Genomic DNA, 16777 nt, shown 5'->3' with positions numbered 1-16777 from the left:
GGGCGAAATCAGATGGCGTCAGATGACGCGCCAATGCAGCGGGAAACCGGGGTCGAAGACGGTGACATCGCCGTCGTCGCAGGCGATCTTGGCGGGGTAACTCATCGGCTCTGCCTGCTTTTCCAGGTGAAGCGTGCCGGGGTTGACGGGCAGGCGGTAGAAATTCGGCCCGTTGAGGGAGGTGAATCCCTCCAACCGCTCCAGCGCGCCGTCTTCCTCGAACACATGGGCGAGGATCGACATGGTGTTGGTGGCGGTGAAGCAGCCCGCGCAGCCGCAGCCGGTTTCCTTGGCATGATCAGGGTGCGGCGCGCTGTCGGTGCCCAGAAAGAACCGCGGATCGCCGGACGTGGCGGCCCGGCGCAGCGCCAGGCGGTGGGTTTCGCGCTTGGCCACGGGCAGGCAGTAATAATGCGGCCGGATGCCCCCCACCAACAGGTGATTGCGGTTGATCACCAGATGGTGCGTCGTGATCGTGGCGGCCAGCCCCGCGCTGGCAGAGGACACATATTCCACCGCGTCGGAGGTGGTGATATGCTCCATCACCACGCGCAATTCCGGCACTGCGCGGCGCAACGGGTCCATCACACGGTCGATGAACACGGCCTCCCGGTCGAAGATGTCGATCTCCGGGTCGGTGACCTCGCCATGGGTGCACAGCGGCAGGCCGATCTCGGCCATCACCTCCAGCACCGGGCGGACCTTGTCGATGTCGCGCACGCCGGAGTCCGAATTGGTGGTGGCGCCTGCCGGGTACAGTTTCACTGCCTTCACAAGGCCCGAGGCATGGGCGGCGGCCACATCGGCGGGATCGGTCCCTTCGGTCAGGTAGAGGGTCATCAGCGGATCGAACTCCGCCCCCTCGGGCAGGGCGGCCAGGATACGGTCGCGATAGGCGCCGGCATCGGCCGAGGTGACGACAGGCGGCACCAGGTTCGGCATGATGATGGCGCGGCCGAAATGGCGCGCGGTTTCCGGCAGGACGGCCCGCAGCATCGCGCCATCGCGCAGGTGCAGGTGCCAGTCATCGGGGCGGTGGATCAGGAGGCTGTCGGTCATGCCAGCCGAGTAGCGCACCCTGCGCAGGCTTTCCAGTTCGAAGATGCGGCCCGGTTGGACGAACGTCCAAAACATCGGGATCGATCCGGCGCGGCGGAGGACCAGAATGCCCCGCGCCCGTCACGGTTCCGGCCGACCGCCAGCCAACCGGCCTATGCCGCGTCGTCGTCGCGGCTGGCCAGTTGCGACAGCAGGGCGGTTTCCAATTCCTTTTCCAACTCTTTCGCGCGGGCGATATATTCGACATTGCGCGACGTCGGGATTTCGGGATCCCACAATTCCGCCAGCTCCCGCACGGTCATCCGGTCATGGTGGAAGAAGGTCTTTTCCGCCTCCGAAGCCTCGTATTCCGTCAGCCCGATATTCTCCAGCACGTAGCGCCCCGCCCGCAGAGAGCTGTCGAAAGTCTCCCGTACGATGTCATCGGCCCCGGCCTGGTAAAGCTTGTAGACATGGGTGCGATCATAGGCGCGCGCGATGATGTGCAGGTCCGGGCGCTGGCTGCGGGCATAGGCCACCAGCCGCGTCACCGATTCGGGGCTGTCCATGGCCGCGACCAGCACGCGCGCCCGGTGCAGGCCCGCCGCATGCAGGATATCGGGGCGGGTGGGATCGCCGAAATACCCCTTGAAGCCGAAACGGCGCATCAGCTCCACCGTTTCCATGTCGTGATCCAGAACCACGGTGTGAAAGCCCACGGATTGCACCAGCCGGTTCACGATCTGCCCGAACCGTCCGATCCCGGCGATGATCACCGGGCCGGCATCGTCGATTTCGTCGGGTTCCTGCGCCTCGCCGCCGTCGGACATGCGGCTGGACAGCCAGTCGTACAGGATGAAGAACAACGGCGTCAGCAGCATGGTCAGGGCGACCACCAACAGCAGCCGTTCGGCCAGCACGGCCTCCAGCACGTTCTGCTGCCGGGAAAAGGAGATCAGCACGAAACCGAATTCGCCGGCCTGCGCCAGCGACAGGGTGAACAGCATCAGGTTGCGGTGCCGCAGCTGGAAGATCCGCCCGATGGCGAACAGGAACACGCCTTTCAGCACCATAAGTCCCAGGGCCAACCCCAGGATGGTCAGCGGATCGCCGAACAGCAGCGGAAAGTTGATGCCCGCGCCGACCGTGATGAAGAAGAGCCCCAGCAACAGCCCCTTGAACGGCTCGATATCGCTTTCCAGCTCGTGCCGGAATTCGCTGTTGGCCAGCAGCACCCCGGCGAGAAATGTGCCAAGAGCGGGCGACAGGCCCACCAGGTTCATCAGGAAGGCGATGCCGATCACGATGGCCAGCGCCAGAGCGGTGTACATCTCTCGCAGGCGCGCCTGGTGGATCCAGCGGAATACCGGGCGGATCAGGTACATCCCCGCCAGGATCACCATTGCCACCGCGCCCAGCGTCACCAGGGTGACGCCCCAGCCCGGCAGCCCATCCACCAGCGACATCGAATGATGCCCCGCCTCCTCCGCCGCATGTTGCGCCGCCGAGGTGACGGACCCGTCGGCATTCAGCGTCGGCAGGATCGGCAGCGCCAGCAGAGGCAGAAACGCCAGCATCGGGATCACCGCGATGTCCTGCGTCAGCAGCACCGAAAAGGCGGAGCGCCCGCCGGCGGTCTGCATCAACCCCTTTTCCGACAGGGTCTGCAACACGATCGCGGTGGAGGACAGGGCGAATATCATCCCCACCGCCAGCCCTTCGGACCATTGCAGCCCCATCGCCATCGCCGCCGCTGTGACGGCCGCCATGGTGCCCAGCACCTGCAACCCGCCCAGGCCCAGCAGACGGTGCCGCATCGCCCACAGCGCCTTTGGCTCCAGCTCCAGCCCGATCAGGAACAGCATCATCACCACGCCGAATTCCGCGAAATGCTGCAAATCCTGGGTCTCGCTGCCCACCAGGCCCAGTACCGGGCCGATCAGGATGCCCGCCGACAGGTAGCCCAGCACGGACCCCAGCCCCAGCCGGGCTGCGATGGGCACCGCGATCACCGCGGCGGCCAAGTAGATCGAGGCTTGGTAGAGGAAACCTTCCATTCGTGCTCCTGTCGTTTGTTGTCCCGTAACGGGAGATCGTCGTGCACCTTGCCGGATGGGGCGGCGGTGGATGGTGGGGCGACCGCAGGCGCGGTCAGGTCGGCAGCGGTGCGTCCTGTTTCATCTGATCCATGACGATCTGACTTTGCACCCGTGTGACGGAATGGTGCGGCAACAGAACTTCGTGGATCAGCCGGTTCAGCGCTGCCAGGTCGGTGCAGAACACGCGCAGCAGATAATCCGCCTCCCCCGTCAGGGTCCAGGCCGATGTGATCTCAGCCCGCGAGGCCACCAGCCGGGCGAATTCCCGTGCCTGGTCCGGCCCGTGGGTGCCCAGCTGCACCTGGACAAAGGCCTGGATCGACAGGCCCAGTCGCTCCGGGTTCAGCCGCGCGATATAGGCGTGAATATACCCCTCGCCCTCCAGCCGCTGGCGCCGCCGCCCCGCCTGCGAGGGCGAAAGGTTCAGCATCTCCCCCAGTTCCTGCGCGGTCAGATGCGCGTCTTTCTGGAGGGCGGCCAGCAATCGGATGTCTGTCACGTCAAGCATATGCGGAATCCTAGCATGATTCCACCGTTCCATACGCCGTTTCCGCATCGCCTGGCAGTAATATCCCCGAGAACGCGCAGTTCTCCGGCTGAATATGGCCTAGACTTGCATCAAATCCGCATCAAAGGAGGCAAAGATGGGCCCTTTCCCGCACGACGCGCCGAAATCGCAGATCACCCCGGACAATCCCGCCGGAACCGACGGGTTCGAATTCGTCGAATTCGCCCATCCCGAACCGCAGGAATTGCGCGATCTCTTTGCGCGCATGGGCTACGCGCTGGTGGGACGCCACAAATCCAAGGATATCGAGCTGTGGCAGCAGGGCGACATCACCTATATCGTCAACGCCGAACCGGGCACCCACGCGGCCGATTTCATCGACGAACACGGCCCCTGTGCCCCGTCGATGGGCTGGCGCGTGGTGGATGCGCAACACGCGTTCGACCACGCGGTGAAAAACGGCGCCGAACCCTATGACGGCCCCGGCAAGACGATGGATGTTCCCGCCATTCGCGGCATCGGCGGATCTCTCATCTATTTCATCGAAGCATATTACGATACCTCGCCCTACAACCATGAATTCGACTGGCTGGCCCAGTCCAAGCCACGCGGCGTCGGGTTTCATTATCTCGACCACCTGACGCATAACGTGCACAAGGGGAACATGGACACCTGGTTCCGGTTCTATGGCGACCTGTTCAATTTTCGCGAAATCCGGTTCTTCGATATCCAGGGGAAGCATTCCGGCCTGTTCTCCCGCGCGCTGACCTCGCCCTGCGGGCGCATCCGCATCCCGATCAACGAAGACCGGGGCGAAGAGGGCCAGATCGTCGCCTATCTGCGCAAGTACAATGGCGAGGGAATCCAGCACATCGCCGTTGGCGCCTATGACATCTACGACGCCACCGACCAGATCGCGGAAAAGGGCGTGAAATTCATGCCGGGCCCGCCCGACGCCTATTACGACATGTCCCACGACCGCGTCACCGGCCACGAAGAGCCGATCGAGCGGATGAAAACCCATGGCATCCTGATTGACGGCGAAGGGGTCGTGGATGGAGGAGAGACGCGCATTCTGCTGCAAATCTTCTCGAAAACCGTGATCGGGCCGATCTTCTTCGAATTCATCCAGCGCAAGGGCGATGACGGCTTTGGCGAGGGGAATTTCAAGGCGCTGTTCGAGAGCATCGAGCAGGAGCAGATCAACAACGGTGAACTCGCGGCAGAATGACCCCGGCGCCGTGGCCCGCTGGGGCGCGGCGAACAGGGGACGCCCCGCGATCCGCCAGGTCCGACAGGGAGGACCAGAAGACGCATCGGCCCCGGCCGGTGCGTCTTTCGCTATGCGGCCGTCATGCGATAGGGCGGAATGGAGGCCGGGCGGCGCGGCACCAAGCAGCGCGATGGGCGTGGAAATGGGGGCACCCGGTGCGTCAGATCAGGCGTGGTCCCGGAGGCCGGAGGCCGGCGGGCGGATCAGCCGCTGGGCATCTCCAGCACCATGTTCCGGCCGCTCTTCACATAGCGCAGCTCGCCATCGCCGATCGCCGCGATCCGCCCCCCATCCAACCGATCGCCGACCTTCACCTTCTTGTAGCGGCCGTTCGACAGGCGCACCAACGCGCGGCGGTTGCTGGGCTGGCCATAGACGCCGATCAGGTTGATCCGGTTCAGGTTGAGCGCGTTCTTCACCGTGGCCTGGCGCGCCACCGACGCCCGGGACGGGATGGCAGGCGCCACGGTGCGCGGCGCGACCTGGGCCACAGGCACCACGTCGGCCTCCCGCGCCTGTTCGACCAGCGATCCCATGTTGCCCGGACGCGGGCGCGGCCGGACGGAGGTCGCGATTGCCAGCGACGTGCCGCTGTCCAGGATCACGGCACCGGCTTCTTCCAGGGCGGATTCGATGATGTCGCTGTCTGCCTCGCTCTCCGTCTGGGGATCGGGCAGGGAAGGCCGTGCACGCGGGCGCAGCAGGGCCAATTCCGTCCGCGTACGCCCGCCCAGGGCAGAGCGTTCGGTTTCGCGCAGGCTTTCCTCCACCAGGTCACCAGGGCGCGGACGCGGGCGCAGCCGGGCCAGTTTCAGGTTCGCTTGCGCCGCCTGGGCGCTGCTTTCCTGCCGCGCGGCATCCTCGGCCTGGTCGCCGCGTGACGGCGGTGGCACAGCCGCAGGCCGCCCCGAAAAGACCCGGTGTCCCTGCGGCGTCACTGCGCCCTCCGCCGTTCCGGCGACCAACCCGCGATCGTCCAGCCGGAACCGCGCCTGCAAGGGCGGCGGATCGGCGGGGGCAAAGATCGACGCGTCCCGGGTGGTTTCCGGCGCCGGCAGGGCGACGGCGTCGAGGATCGGAACCTCCGGATCAAGAGAGGTCAGGTAGGGTTCTTCCATCACGGTGTCGTTGGGCGCGGCCGATTGCGTCGGCGCGCGCAGCCAGATCCCCGTCGCGGCATAGCGCGCCTGCACCTCCGCCGGGCTGGCCGGGGTGCCCAGGGGCGCTGGCGTGTCGGCGATCAAGGGCGAGGTCGCGGCAGGCGCGGCGGTCTGCGGCTCCGGTTCGGGCTGCACATCGGTTTCAACGGTGCGCGGGGCCTCGATCTCGGGTGCTGGATCCTGTTCCGGACGGTCCGGCGCCGGGAGGGCCGCAGGGGGCACGGCGCCGTCCAGATCCTGGGGCGCCACCAGCGTGACGTCCAGCGCCGGGGCGTCGGCCTCCGGTCCGGTGGGCGTGTCGGCGGAGGTGGCGACCGTGCTGGTCTCAACCTCGGGCGCCGGCAGGAACAGCCAGGCGATCCGGTCATCCCGAAACACCGAGGCCCAGGCCGCCACGGCGGCCATGAACAACAGCAGAACCACCGTCAGAACCAACCCCATGCCGCGGGATTGCCTCTCAGATTGCGCGGTGCCCCGGGCGCCGAAGACGGTCATCCGCTCCAGCTCGCTCTGCTCCTCGGGGCGGGGCGGCATCTGGTTGCGGTCGGCCTCCGGGGCGCGGCGCGAAGCGTCCACGGGGGCCTTCGCGCGGGCGGCACGCAGGTCCGGCACCTTGCCCGGCATCTTGCCGGAGGGGAGATCCCGTGCGGCCTTCAACCCGGTTTTCGGGGGCTTGGCCGTAGCTGTCGCGGAGGCGGTGGGCGAGGCGGCGATCTTGGGGCTTGGCGGCGTGGCCAGGGGGGCTTCGGCCGGGCGTTTGCCGAACCGCTTGCGCTGTTTCCGTTTCAAGGCCTTGGCCGCTTTTGCCACGGCGGGCGGCACGTCGGGCGCCGCGACCGGGGGTTTCGCGGCACCCTCTGGCGAAGCCGGGGCCGTCACTGCGGCTCGGGGCGCCTGGCGTGCCGTCTGCGAGGGCGCGGATTTCGGCGCGGCGGTGTCCGGGGCAGGGCGCACACGGCGGGTGAATATCCCGCCGAGCCGCGCCCCTAGGCCCGTACGCGGAGCCTTGGGGCTGTCCGGACCCTCGGGGCCACGGCGCAGACTTGCGATGCTGGCGGCCTGATCGGCGAGGGTCTTGTCCTCGGCCACCGGGATGGTGGCCCTGGGGCTTGGCGGCGCCAGCGGCGCCGGTTCGCCGGAAGGCTCCTTCACCCGGTAGGCAAAGCGGCGCATGGCTGAGGGTTCGATATCCAGCCCAGGATCGGTCACGCGCGCGGCGGCTTTGCCGGCCGTGGCCGCGTCCTTGGACGCGGAGGCGTCCTGTGGCGGATTGGCGTCCAGTGGCGGCGTGGCGTCCTGTGGCGGGGGTGCGGCAGCGCGGGTGGCGGCCATGGGCGGGGCGGTATCGCGCGCCTCTGTGGCGGCGCGCACGGAAGCGAAGGCGAACAGGCCCTCTTCGCTGTCGCCCTCGGCAGAGGTCCCGGCGGAGGTAAGGGCGCCCGTCTCCGGGTCTGCTGACGGGGCTGACGTTGGCCCCTTGTCCGGCGCTGTTTCCGAGGCGTCGGAGGCCGTGGCTGTCGGGGCCGGATCCACCTCGTCCGCATCGCGCGCCGGCGCGCGTTCGGATTGTTGATTGGTCAGATCGGGGGGGGCTGGGGGCGCCGTGGCAAGGTCGCGGGCCGAACGGAAGGCCGGGGCGCTGTCCAGCGTTTCATTTTCGCGATCCTCGGCACCGACGGGTTCACCACCTGGCGTGGGGGCGAGGGCGGCAGACGCCCCCGTCGATTGCGGCGGAGTGGGCAGGCGTGCGTCGCCCAGGATCCGGATCCAGACCGCGTCTTTTTCCAACTCCTCCCCGGCGGGGAGAAGGCGGGCGGCATGCCGCGACAGTCCCAGGAATGGCTCTCCCAGGAAGTCGCGCCCTTCGGGCAGGGCGACGAAGGACAGCGGCGCAAACCCGTGTGACAGGGCGAATTCCTCCGCCTCGTCCAGGGTGTCCAACGCGACAATGGCGACATGCGTGACCTCCCCGGAGATGGAGGTCGCATAGGAAAGCTCCTCCAGCTCGTAGGGGGTGACCCCATGGAGCGCCTGTTCCACGATTTCGCGCCGTTCCGCCTCACCGGCATGGCCGGTGGGCACGGTGAGATAGCGCAGTTGGTCATCCGGTATCACCAGTTTGCACAGGATCGGGTCGCCATCGGTAAACAGCTCGGCCTTTTGCCGCAGGTCTTCCAACTGAGCGGTGAAATCGTCGGCAGCCGGCTCGGCTGTACCGATCCGTTCCCACCCTGGAGAGGCGCGGTGGAGCAAGGCGATTCCGTCCGCTCCGAAATTCAGTGCAAAATCCGGTCGCATCTCGGCCGTCTGAAGTTTCCGATGTTTCTTTTCGTTCCGACCCCATCCGGGGCGGTCGCATTAAGACCGGCGCCCAAGCCCCGGTTTGTCGGGAAATTCTAGCCCAACTCGTCTTCGAGGGAAACCAAAACAAGGGACGGGGCCGCGCACGGCCCCGATCCCGCTTTCTCTGCCGCGATCAGGCGGTCGCGGCCTTCAAAGCCTGATCCAGATCGGCAATCAGGTCATCAGCATCCTCGATCCCGATGGACAAACGGACCACCTCCGGCGCGGCACCGGCGGCTTTCTGCTGATCGGGGCTGAGCTGACGGTGGGTGGTGGAGGCCGAATGGATGATCAACGACCGGGTGTCGCCCAGGTTGGCGACGTGGCTGAAGATCTCTACCGATTCGACCATTTTGACGCAGGCGTCGTAACCGCCTTTCAATGCGATGGTGAACAGCGCACTGGCCCCCTTGGGGCAGATGCGCGCGGCGCGCTCCGCATAGGGGGAGGACGGCAGCCCTGCATATGTGACGCTTTCGACGGCGTCGTGCTGCTCCAGCCAGGCGGCGACCTTCTGCGCGTTTTCCACGTGGCGCTGCATGCGCAGGCTCAGCGTTTCGATGCCCATCAGGGTGTAATGCGCCGCCTGGGGGTTCAGGGTCATGCCCAGGTCGCGCAGGCCGATGGCGATGCCGTGGAAGGTGAAGGCGAGGGGGCCGAAGGTCTCGTGAAAGGTGAGGCCGTGATAGGCCGGCTCCGGCGCGGAGAGGGAGGGGAACTTGTCGCTGGCGGACCAGTCGAATTTCCCCGAATCAACCACGACGCCGCCGGTGACCGTGCCGTTGCCGGTCAGATACTTGGTCATCGAATGCACGACCAAAGTCGCGCCATGTTCGATCGGCCGGCAGAGGTAGGGGGTGGCGGTGGTGTTGTCGACGATCAGCGGGAGGCCGGCGTCATCCGAGATCTTCGCGATGGCGTCCAGATCGGTCACATAGCCGCCGGGATTGGCGATGGATTCGCAGAAGATCGCGCGGGTATCGTCGTCGATCGCGGCGGCAACGGCGGCCTGGTCGTCGAAATCGACGAACTTGGCTTCCCAGCCGAAGCGCTTGATCGTCTGGCTGAACTGCGTGACCGTTCCACCGTATAGGCGCGTCGACACGACGACATTGCGTCCGGGCGCCATCAGCGGGAACAGCGCCATCAGTTGTGCCGCATGGCCGGAGGAGCAGCAAACCGCGCCGGCCCCGCCTTCCAGCGTCGCCACACGCTCCTGAAGGACCGCGACGGTCGGGTTGGTCAGACGGGAGTAGATGAATCCCACTTCCTGAAGGTTGAAAAGCGCAGCAGCATGATCGGCATCGCGGAAGACATAGGCGGTCGTCTGGTAGATCGGCGTCTGCCGGGCCCCGGTGGCCGGATCGGGCCTGGCGCCTGCGTGGATTTGCAGCGTGTCGAAACCATGTGTCATTTCTTGTCCTTCCCTTGGGCTGTTTGCCAAGGGGATTAGGCGATGTGGCGCCCATGCTCAATGTTTTCCGCCATGGTCGCAGCGGAGGTTCGGGGGCAAACCTCCGGCCAAAAGGTTGAAAAAGCGTTAAAACAAAAGCTTGAAGGACGAAATTGGCGCGATCTAGCGCATCCAGTAGCCTTCGCGTTTCAACTTGTTGCGGATCGCCTGCTCTTTCCGTGGCAGGTTGCCGCGATCGAACAGGGCGCGCGCCTTCTGACCACGTCCCTGAAAGATCATCCTTTTCAGCGGTTCATGCTTTTTCAACACTTTCTTGATCTTGTTGGGCGACGTCACCGTTTCCAGCACGTCGATGACACGATCGCTTTCGCGCGCATATAGCAGGGGTAGAAGACGATAGTGACAGGTGACGCGGCCGTCCAGCAGGCCGGAGGGCAGGGTGTCGCGGCCACCGCCCAGCGAATGGATGACCAGGGGCAGCGCGACCTGATCCAGCCAGGGGGTCAGGCTCTGGCATTCCAGCGCGCGGGGCGGATCGTCCCGGATCGCCACCGCATAGTCGAGAAACCGCTGCCCGAACACCTGCGGGCAATTGTAGAAAAAGAAACCAGCATTGAAATACAGGTACTTACGCCAGAATTCGTCTGGTTGGCCTGGATCCAGGGAGCTTTCGAATTCCAGTCCGAACTTGTCATAGAGGGATTTCCAGATCTCGGTGTAGCCGGGGCCATAGAGCTCGATTTGCGGCCAGGTCCCTTCCCGGCGCAAGGATGCGGTCGGTCTGTCGAAATCGAAGGGGACGGAAGCGAGATCACCGGTAATCAGGGTATCCGTGTCGAAAAATACGAAATTATCGCGTTCCGGCAGTGCAAGAAGCGCCTCGATCTTGTTGCCGTAAGGGTAGTCCTGGCCAAAATGATGCGAGGTGAAGGGAAGGATTTCCGCGCCCAGCTCCGCCAAAAGTTCGCGCGTCTCAGCGTGGCGGATGCGCGGATCCTCCGCCCACAACGGCCCTGGCTGTGGCTCCGCCACCAGAAGGCGGCCGGTGAAATCCGGGCTCATCGCGCGCAGGGAGGCGGCGAAGATCACCGCTTCGAACTCCAACCTCCCGCCCTGTGCCACGATCATGATATTGAACGCTTGGCTTTCGCGATCGCCTCTTGTCATACTTGCCCTGTCCGAACCGGATCTGAAACGTTCCTATTTTCCGGGTTGAGTATAGGGGGGCACGGACAGTTCGGGAACCACCCTCCGGTTCGCTCTGGGAAAGGTCGTTTCAAATGCTGCATTTAATCTTGTTCGCGTTGACATCCGCATTGGCGGTGACCGGTGGACGGGACAGGCTGGTCACCCCCGCTGACAATGTTCCGCGCTTGCCCGTTTTCGAGTCTGCGCCGGATTTCGTGGCCGAGGACCAGGCGCCCAGCGGCCGGTTCCTGACCGCGACGGAGGTCAAGCCGATCCTTGAGGCCACCCGCGCGAATTGGGTGGCTGTGCGCGATTACGGCGGGCAGGACCTGCTGTATGTTACGCATCTTTGGGCCTGGCGCTGCGGGATGCATCAGATCAGCTTGTCGGTCAACGGCAGCCCGGCCGAGGTCTGGCCGCTGCCGGACTGCCATCTGGAAACGAACGCGCCGTCGGCCATCACACCCGCAGACGGCGATCCGTACCGTGCGTTTCCGCCTGGCTTCGTGCAGCAGGTCAGGGTGGAGATTCTCTACGACGACCTGACGACGACCTTCGCGGATTTCGACCGGACGGCGATTTTGATGCCTTGATGCGAAGGATGAGGTATGGCGCGTAACCCACTGGCCTTTCTCAAAAAGAGGCATGGCCGGTTGCTGATTCAAGTGGGGGGGAATGGTGGGCGACCCTGGAATCGAACCAGGCGTGGGTCTCCCCGGCGGAGTTACAGTCCGCTGCCGCACCTTGCAGCCCGTCGCCCGTCCCGCACCCTCGGGCGCGTTTCGTGTGGGGTGAGTATCGCCGCGGATCGGGGGCGTCAACAGGAAAATCCCGCCGATGTCATCACCGCGGCCAGGCCATTCCCAAGCGGGCGCTTTCATGTCATGACCGCGCAGCTGCAGGCGGGAGCGTAGAGATGAAGAAACCGAAATGGGTGGTCGAGAAGGAACAGGCCAAGCGGGCGGCCGCGTCCGAGACCTTGTGGCTGTTCGGTCTGCACGCGGTACGCGATGCCCTTCGGAATCCGCGCCGCGAGAAGTTGCGCCTGATCGTGACCAAAAACGCGCTGGACAAGCTGGCGGAGGCGGTCGCCCAAGCGGAAATCGAGCCGGAGATGTCCGACCCGCGCCGGTTCGACGCGCCCCTGGATCCGCAATCGGTGCACCAGGGCGCCGCGCTGGAGGTCAAACCGCTGGATTGGGGGCCGGTCGAGGAGGTCTGTCTGGGCGACGGCATCCGCCCGCCCTGTGTGGTGCTTCTGGATCGGGTGACGGATCCGCATAATGTCGGGGCGATCCTGCGCTCGGCGGAGGTGTTCGGCGCGGCGGCGGTGATCGCGCCGCGTCACCATTCCGCCCCGGAAACCGGCGCCCTGGCGAAGACTGCCAGCGGCGCGTTGGAGCGTCAGCCCTATCTGCGGGTCACGAACCTGGCCCGCGCCATCGACCAATTGCGCAACATGGGCTACCAGGTGCTGGGCCTGGCCGGCGAGGCGGAGCAGGAGATCGGCGTCGCCCTTGCGGAGCGCGCGGGCAGGCCCGTCGCCCTTGTCCTGGGTGCCGAGGGGCCGGGCCTGCGGCAAAAGACCCGAGAGAGCTGCGATGCCCTGGTGCGGATTGATTTCGCGGGTGCTTTCGGGTCGCTGAACGTTTCAAACGCGGCTGCCGTGTCGCTTTATGCGGCGACGCGCCCCGGGGGGTGAGAGGCGGCAATCGAAGGGCGCGGATGAAGGAGCGTCGCGATCTGCGGCAGGCGGCCTGACGGCCGATCTTCGCCTCGTGATCCTGGATACCTGCACGGCAGCGCAAAAAACCTGTGGATGTTTCGCCGACGTCCACGCCATCTTCACATTCCTATTACCTACTCTTCCCGGTGGATCGCGGACCCCCATATTTTCAGCAGGACACCGGCACGGAACGCCGGTGCGTCCTTTCACTGTCCCTCGTTCCGAACTGCGCCCGGTCTTTCGGGGCCGGGCGCTTTTTCCACGATGCACCGGGTGCACCGCCATGCCGGCAGAGCGATTGCGCCCGGCCTTGGCACCGTGCAGGATCCCCGCATGACCATGACCGACCCAGACATCCATCGCATCCTGACCCGCACCCGTGTGATCGCGGTGGTCGGCGTCTCGGCCAATCCGGTGCGTCCCAGCAATTATGTCGCCCGCTATCTGTCGCTGAAAGGGTACCGTGTGGTTCCCGTCAATCCCGCCCTGGCCGGAGAGGAGTTGTTCGGCGAGACGGTGCACCCCTCCCTGACGGAGGCCGCGCGGCATGTGCCGGATATCGACATGGTGGATCTGTTCCGTCGATCCGAACATGTGCCGCCACTGGTCGACGAGGCGCTGGAAGTCTTTCCCGAACTGGCTACGATCTGGATGCAGATCGGGATTATCCATGACGGTGCCGCCGAAACAGCGCGGGCGCGCGGCGTAGAGGTGGTCATGGATCGTTGTCCGAAGATCGAATATCAGCGCCTGTTCGGCGAATTGCGCATGGGCGGGTTCGCGACGGGCGTGATTTCCTCGAAGCTCTAGGCAGGCCCAGGCGGTCGGGGCAGGGCGCCCGGGCGGATCAGCCTCGCCTGGCCTTCTCCACCAGACCCGAGGTGCCGTCGCGGCGGTCCAGCTCGGCCAGCACGTCGTCCAGGGAGACATCGCGCGCCGCCAGCATCACCAGCAGGTGGTAGAGGACATCGGCGGCCTCCGATGTCAGGCGGTCGCGGTCGCCCTTCACGGCCTCGATGATGGCTTCCACGGCCTCTTCGCCGAATTTCTCCGCGCATTTCTCAGGGCCGCGCGCCAACAGCTTCGCGGTCCAGGAGGTGTCGGGATCGGCGCCCTTGCGGGCCTCGATCGTTGCGGACAGGCGGGAGAGTGCGGTCATGTCAGTCTCATCGGTATGCCGGCGGCGGCCATGTGGTCCTTGGCCTCGCGGATGGTGTGGTCGCCGAAGTGAAAGATGGACGCGGCCAGCACGGCGGAGGCCCCGCCCCGTGTCACGCCTTCCACCAGATGGTCCAACGTGCCGACCCCGCCCGAGGCGATGACCGGCACCGCCACGGCATCGGAAATCGCGCGGGTCAACGGCAGGTTGAACCCGGCGCGCGTGCCGTCGCGGTCCATGGAGGTCAGAAGGATCTCTCCCGCGCCCTTGGCGGTGACGGTGCGGGCGAATTCCACCGCATCGATGCCGGTGGCACGGCGGCCGCCATGGGTGAAGATCTCCCACCGTCCCGGCGCCACCGTCTTGGCATCGAGGGCGCAGACGATGCATTGGCTGCCGAACCGGTCGGCGGCTTCGGCCACCACATCGGGATTGGCCACGGCGGCGGAATTGAAGCTGACCTTGTCTGCCCCGGCCAGCAGCAGCGCCCGCACGTCGTGATGGGTGCGGACCCCGCCGCCGACGGTCAGCGGAATGTAGCATTGTTCCGCCGTGCGGGTGACCACATCGAACATGGTTCCGCGATTCTCGTGGGTGGCGTGGATGTCCAGGAAGCACAGCTCATCCGCGCCTGCGGCATCATAGGCGCGCGCGGCGTCCACGGGGTCGCCCGCATCGCGGAGGTCGACGAAATTCACGCCTTTGACCACGCGGCCATCGGCGACATCAAGGCAGGGGATGATCCGGGTCTTCAACATGACCGCTTGATAGGCGCTGCGGCAGGCGGCGTCCAGCGGGTGGTTGGAACCTGCGGCCCAGCTGCGGGTTGGGCGGAAGATTCCCAAAGGAGGCCCCGATGTCGCATCCCATCTTCAAACCCGTCCTTGCCGCCACAGCGCTGGTCCTGACCTTGGTCACGCCCGCGTTGGCGGATTTCGAGCGTCACCGCGCCGATGGCAGTGTCAGCGCCGTGATGGACCGTCTGCAATCGCTGGTGGAGGAAAAGGGCGCCACGGTCTTTGCCCGTGTCGACCACGGCCAGGGCGCCCGCGACGCCGGGTTCGATCTGGCCCCGGCAGAGCTGCTGATTTTCGGAAACCCTCGGCTTGGCAGCCCTGTGATGCAGGAAGATGCGCTGGCCGGGCTGGTCCTGCCGTTGCGGATGCTGGCCTTTGAGGATGACGAAGGTCAGGTCTGGATCGCTTACGAGGAGGTCGAGGAAATGGTCGACGATCTTGATGTCGATGACGATCTGGAACAGCTGGAGAAGATGGAAGACGCGCTGGAGAACTTTGCACGGGGCGCCGCCAGTAGCGGCTGAAGGCAATTCGGCAAATCTGTGCCGCCTCCGGCCTCCCTCCGCCCCGATGGCCTCCCTTCGGGCCGAAATACCGCAGGGGTGAATTGAGCGCCGCGCGCTCAAGAGGGGGCAGCGCCCCCTCTGCTCCCGGTCCGTCTCGGCCCGGCCATCATGACGCCGGCGCCCGTGCCGCTTCCTTTTCAGGTTGCCCCGTGCTCTTTCAATGCCGCCAGCGCTGCGCCCAGGTCCAGCGCACCGTCATAGAGCGCGCGACCGGAGATCGCGCCGTTCAAGGCCGCGCCGCAATCGCGCAGGGCGATCAGGTCGGCCAGGGAAGACACCCCGCCAGAGGCGATGACCGGGACCGACACGGCCCGCGCCAGATCGGCGGTGGCGGGAATGTTCGGCCCCTGCATGGCGCCGTCGCGGTTGATGTCGGTGTAGATGATGGCGGCGACGCCTGCGTCTTCGAAGCTGCGGGCCAGGTCGGTGACCATAACGTCGGTTTCCGTCGCCCAGCCCTTGGTCGCGACCCGGCCATCGCGCGCGTCGATCCCCACGGCGACCTGGCCGGGAAAGGCGCGGGCGGCCTCGCGGACCAGATCGGGGTTTTCCACCGCGACGGTGCCCAGAATGACGCGGGCCAGCCCCTTGTCCAGCCAGGCCTCGATCGTGGCCATGTCGCGGATGCCGCCGCCCAGCTGGGCCGGCACCTTGGTGGCCTTCAGGATCGCCTCCACCGGCGCGGCGTTCACCGGGGTGCCGGCAAAGGCGCCGTTCAGATCCACCAGATGCAGCCATTCGCAGCCGGCGTTCACGAACTCCCTCGCCTGGGCTGCGGGATCGTCGTTGAAGACGGTGGCCTGGGCCATCTCTCCCTTGAAGAGGCGCACGGCCTGGCCGTCTTTCAGGTCGATGGCGGGGTAGAGGATCATGGCGTCGGTCCTTTCGCGGGCTGTCCGGGTCGGGCGCCTCTTTGCATGACGTTGCGCCATTTGCAACGCGGCCTGCGCGGCGGGCTTGATCGGATCGGGGGCGCGCGGCACCATCGCCGGACAAAAGGGAGGAATGAATGATGCGTGGATTTCTGACGGGCCTTGCGGTCCTGGCGCTGGGCGCGGGGGCGGCGCTGGCCGATCCGGTCGAAGGCGTCTGGCAGACCGAGGTCGACGATGGCGCCTATGCCCATGTTACCATAGCGCCCTGCGGCGCGAAGCTGTGCGGCGTGATGTCCCGCAGCTTCAACGCCGAGGGCGAATACAAGGCCGTGCACCTGGGGCGGAAGCTGGTCTGGGACATGGTGCCCGAGGGCGGTGGAAAGTACCGTGATGGCAAGATCTGGCAGCCGTCCACGGATAATGTCTACCGCTCGAAAATGGACATGACCGGCGACACGCTCAAGGTGGCGGGCTGTTTCGGGCCGATCTGCAAGAAGCAGAACTGGACGCGGGTGAAGTGAGCGGCGGCGCGGGGCGCCTCCCCGCGTCGCGCGCTGTTTTGGGGGCGTGGTTGCCCCCTCTCCGTGAACCGGTTGACCGGGTGCAGCCGAGGGGAGGGGGACGCTGTCCC

Annotated in this window: 15 protein-coding genes and 1 tRNA gene; 6 read left to right on the top strand and 10 right to left on the bottom strand. The window is 66.0% G+C overall.

Annotated features, from left to right (window positions below; translation table 11 throughout):
* Positions 1-18: 18 nt before the first annotated feature.
* From pyrC to G5A46_RS15895, 3 genes are all read right to left on the bottom strand, one after another.
* On the bottom strand, positions 19-1059 hold the full coding sequence (pyrC, locus tag G5A46_RS15905; RefSeq protein ID WP_163851221.1) for a dihydroorotase: 1041 nt from the start codon (positions 1057-1059) through the stop codon (positions 19-21).
* A gap of 152 nt (positions 1060-1211) precedes the next feature.
* Positions 1212-3095, bottom strand: a complete 1884-nt coding sequence (locus G5A46_RS15900) for a monovalent cation:proton antiporter-2 (CPA2) family protein (RefSeq protein ID WP_163850954.1) — start codon at positions 3093-3095, stop codon at positions 1212-1214.
* A 94-nt stretch (positions 3096-3189) separates the two neighbouring features.
* Positions 3190-3645: an Lrp/AsnC family transcriptional regulator gene (locus tag G5A46_RS15895; RefSeq protein ID WP_163850952.1), complete on the bottom strand. Its 456-nt coding sequence runs from the start codon at positions 3643-3645 to the stop codon at positions 3190-3192.
* A 136-nt stretch (positions 3646-3781) separates the two neighbouring features.
* On the opposite strand from G5A46_RS15895, the gene hppD reads away from it, so the two are divergent.
* On the top strand, positions 3782-4876 hold the full coding sequence (hppD, locus tag G5A46_RS15890; RefSeq protein WP_163850949.1) for a 4-hydroxyphenylpyruvate dioxygenase: 1095 nt from the start codon (positions 3782-3784) through the stop codon (positions 4874-4876).
* A 245-nt stretch (positions 4877-5121) separates the two neighbouring features.
* Here the strand turns inward: hppD and G5A46_RS15885 are convergent, their stop codons facing one another.
* From G5A46_RS15885 to G5A46_RS15875, 3 genes are all read right to left on the bottom strand, one after another.
* Positions 5122-8376, bottom strand: coding sequence for a hypothetical protein (locus G5A46_RS15885; protein WP_163850947.1), 3255 nt, complete (start codon positions 8374-8376; stop codon positions 5122-5124).
* A gap of 178 nt (positions 8377-8554) precedes the next feature.
* Complete coding sequence (locus G5A46_RS15880; RefSeq protein ID WP_163850945.1) at positions 8555-9835, bottom strand: O-acetylhomoserine aminocarboxypropyltransferase/cysteine synthase family protein; 1281 nt, start codon at positions 9833-9835, stop codon at positions 8555-8557.
* Between the two features lie 162 nt (positions 9836-9997).
* Positions 9998-11002: a hypothetical protein gene (locus G5A46_RS15875; RefSeq protein ID WP_163850943.1), complete on the bottom strand. Its 1005-nt coding sequence runs from the start codon at positions 11000-11002 to the stop codon at positions 9998-10000.
* Positions 11003-11238: 236 nt separating this feature from the next.
* On the opposite strand from G5A46_RS15875, the gene G5A46_RS15870 reads away from it, so the two are divergent.
* Positions 11239-11616: a hypothetical protein gene (locus G5A46_RS15870; protein ID WP_163850942.1), complete on the top strand. Its 378-nt coding sequence runs from the start codon at positions 11239-11241 to the stop codon at positions 11614-11616.
* Between the two features lie 83 nt (positions 11617-11699).
* Here G5A46_RS15870 and G5A46_RS15865 read toward each other — a convergent pair.
* A tRNA-Tyr gene (locus tag G5A46_RS15865) sits at positions 11700-11783 on the bottom strand.
* A gap of 156 nt (positions 11784-11939) precedes the next feature.
* Between G5A46_RS15865 and rlmB the strand changes: the two genes are divergently transcribed.
* Both rlmB and G5A46_RS15855 read left to right on the top strand, forming a co-directional pair.
* Positions 11940-12725 (top strand): 23S rRNA (guanosine(2251)-2'-O)-methyltransferase RlmB, encoded by a 786-nt coding sequence (gene rlmB, locus G5A46_RS15860; RefSeq protein ID WP_163850940.1) that lies wholly within the window; start codon positions 11940-11942, stop codon positions 12723-12725.
* Between the two features lie 357 nt (positions 12726-13082).
* Entirely contained in the window at positions 13083-13559 is a 477-nt protein-coding gene (locus tag G5A46_RS15855; protein WP_163850938.1) for a CoA-binding protein, read from the top strand.
* Between the two features lie 37 nt (positions 13560-13596).
* Here G5A46_RS15855 and G5A46_RS15850 read toward each other — a convergent pair whose 3' ends face one another.
* Together G5A46_RS15850 and hisF are read right to left on the bottom strand one after the other, a co-directional pair.
* On the bottom strand, positions 13597-13908 hold the full coding sequence (locus tag G5A46_RS15850; RefSeq protein ID WP_163850936.1) for a phosphoribosyl-ATP diphosphatase: 312 nt from the start codon (positions 13906-13908) through the stop codon (positions 13597-13599).
* Positions 13905-14666 (bottom strand): imidazole glycerol phosphate synthase subunit HisF, encoded by a 762-nt coding sequence (gene hisF, locus G5A46_RS15845; protein ID WP_163850934.1) that lies wholly within the window; start codon positions 14664-14666, stop codon positions 13905-13907. The genes G5A46_RS15850 and hisF overlap by 4 nt, the downstream gene beginning before the upstream one ends.
* Positions 14667-14764: 98 nt before the next feature.
* Between hisF and G5A46_RS15840 the strand changes: the two genes are divergently transcribed.
* A complete protein-coding gene (locus G5A46_RS15840; RefSeq protein WP_163850932.1) occupies positions 14765-15229 on the top strand; it encodes a DUF302 domain-containing protein in 465 nt (154 codons plus the stop codon).
* A gap of 179 nt (positions 15230-15408) precedes the next feature.
* Here G5A46_RS15840 and hisA read toward each other — a convergent pair whose 3' ends face one another.
* The gene (hisA, locus tag G5A46_RS15835) at positions 15409-16143 is read right to left on the bottom strand and encodes a 1-(5-phosphoribosyl)-5-[(5-phosphoribosylamino)methylideneamino]imidazole-4-carboxamide isomerase (RefSeq protein WP_163850930.1); all 735 of its coding nucleotides are present in this window, start codon (positions 16141-16143) and stop codon (positions 15409-15411) included.
* Between the two features lie 137 nt (positions 16144-16280).
* Here hisA and G5A46_RS15830 point away from each other — a divergent pair, with 137 nt between their 5' ends.
* The gene (locus tag G5A46_RS15830) at positions 16281-16667 is read left to right on the top strand and encodes a DUF2147 domain-containing protein (protein ID WP_420821364.1); all 387 of its coding nucleotides are present in this window, start codon (positions 16281-16283) and stop codon (positions 16665-16667) included.
* The last annotated feature ends 110 nt before the right edge of the window (positions 16668-16777 follow it).

Source organism: Pseudooceanicola aestuarii (assembly GCF_010614805.1).
Classification (GTDB): domain Bacteria; phylum Pseudomonadota; class Alphaproteobacteria; order Rhodobacterales; family Rhodobacteraceae; genus Pseudooceanicola; species Pseudooceanicola aestuarii.
Note: the sequence above shows the minus strand (reverse complement) of the source record. Positions and strands in the feature narration are given on the sequence as shown.

Coding starts and splice junctions, on each gene's coding strand:
- pyrC (WP_163851221.1), bottom strand. CDS start 1,059: ATGACCGACAGCCTCCTGATCCACCGCCCCGATGACTGGCACCTGCAC.
- G5A46_RS15900 (WP_163850954.1), bottom strand. CDS start 3,095: ATGGAAGGTTTCCTCTACCAAGCCTCGATCTACTTGGCCGCCGCGGTG.
- G5A46_RS15895 (WP_163850952.1), bottom strand. CDS start 3,645: ATGCTTGACGTGACAGACATCCGATTGCTGGCCGCCCTCCAGAAAGAC.
- hppD (WP_163850949.1), top strand. CDS start 3,782: ATGGGCCCTTTCCCGCACGACGCGCCGAAATCGCAGATCACCCCGGAC.
- G5A46_RS15885 (WP_163850947.1), bottom strand. CDS start 8,376: ATGCGACCGGATTTTGCACTGAATTTCGGAGCGGACGGAATCGCCTTG.
- G5A46_RS15880 (WP_163850945.1), bottom strand. CDS start 9,835: ATGACACATGGTTTCGACACGCTGCAAATCCACGCAGGCGCCAGGCCC.
- G5A46_RS15875 (WP_163850943.1), bottom strand. CDS start 11,002: ATGACAAGAGGCGATCGCGAAAGCCAAGCGTTCAATATCATGATCGTG.
- rlmB (WP_163850940.1), top strand. CDS start 11,940: ATGAAGAAACCGAAATGGGTGGTCGAGAAGGAACAGGCCAAGCGGGCG.
- G5A46_RS15855 (WP_163850938.1), top strand. CDS start 13,083: ATGACCATGACCGACCCAGACATCCATCGCATCCTGACCCGCACCCGT.
- G5A46_RS15850 (WP_163850936.1), bottom strand. CDS start 13,908: ATGACCGCACTCTCCCGCCTGTCCGCAACGATCGAGGCCCGCAAGGGC.
- hisF (WP_163850934.1), bottom strand. CDS start 14,666: ATGTTGAAGACCCGGATCATCCCCTGCCTTGATGTCGCCGATGGCCGC.
- G5A46_RS15840 (WP_163850932.1), top strand. CDS start 14,765: ATGTCGCATCCCATCTTCAAACCCGTCCTTGCCGCCACAGCGCTGGTC.
- hisA (WP_163850930.1), bottom strand. CDS start 16,143: ATGATCCTCTACCCCGCCATCGACCTGAAAGACGGCCAGGCCGTGCGC.
- G5A46_RS15830 (WP_420821364.1), top strand. CDS start 16,281: ATGATGCGTGGATTTCTGACGGGCCTTGCGGTCCTGGCGCTGGGCGCG.